The organism is Thiohalobacter sp., from assembly GCF_027000115.1.
Taxonomy (GTDB): Bacteria; Pseudomonadota; Gammaproteobacteria; order Thiohalobacterales; family Thiohalobacteraceae; genus JALTON01.
Genome location: NZ_JALTON010000062.1, coordinates 1 through 714 on the forward strand (window position 1 = coordinate 1; position 714 = coordinate 714).

Consider the following 714-nt stretch of genomic DNA (forward strand, 5'->3'; position numbering starts at 1 on the left):
CGGCCGTAGTTGTTGGGCAGCAGGTTGATGGCGGCGGTCAGCGCCGTCATCGAGAAGGCCGGCGACTCAAACGGATTGTTCATGGCCATGGTCAGACTCCTTTGCGAACGAGGATGCCGATGGCCTTGAGCTCCGCGATGGCGGCGGCCTTCTCGGCGTTGGTGATCCCGGCGGGCCACACGAGGGCGTGATCGGCGACGATGGCGTGACGGGCGAGCAGGATGCCGTCGTCACGGTCGGAGGCCGAAGCGTCTACCGGCTCCAGCAAGATGCCGGCGGCGGTCTGGCTGCCGTCGGTGGCCGCCGGATCCAGCGCCTTCACCTTGCCGGTGGCAGAGACGATGCCTACCACCGCGCCCAGGGCGAGGTTCTGGCCGGAAGCCACGGTGGCCTGGTCGCGGGAATAGAGATTGGGGGCCTCATACTTGAGCAGGTCCCCGAGATTCATGCCTTCGGTGATCACGGGCATCTCACACCTCCTTGGCCGCGCGCTTGCGGGCGGCGGCTACGACGGGGTTGTCATCCAGACTCGCGGCAGGGCTCAGCCGCTGCGGGTCGATGTGGCTGGCGATCTCGGGCGCCTGGGCCCGGTACTCGAGCAGGGCCTCGCGCACCGCCTCCTGGCTCATGCCCTGCGCGAGAAAGCCCGCCGTCTTTTCCGGGCAGCCGGCGAGCAGGCAGAGATCGGCGATGGCCCGGGCCTCATTGCGAGCG

The 714-nt window shown here is 68.5% G+C and carries 1 protein-coding gene and 1 pseudogene; both read right to left on the reverse strand.

Annotation, left to right across the window (positions count from 1 at the left end):
* Window positions 1–91 precede the first annotated feature (91 nt).
* Window positions 92–469, reverse strand: coding sequence for a head decoration protein (locus MVF76_RS12950; protein WP_297529806.1), 378 nt, complete (start codon window positions 467–469; stop codon window positions 92–94).
* A 1-nt stretch (window position 470) separates the two neighbouring features.
* Window positions 471–714: pseudogene (locus tag MVF76_RS12955) on the reverse strand (S49 family peptidase); the annotation flags it as partial.

What these genes read in the sequence shown, in the direction of transcription:
- MVF76_RS12950 (WP_297529806.1), bottom strand. Translation starts at nt 469, where the DNA reads ATGCCCGTGATCACCGAAGGCATGAATCTCGGGGACCTGCTCAAGTAT.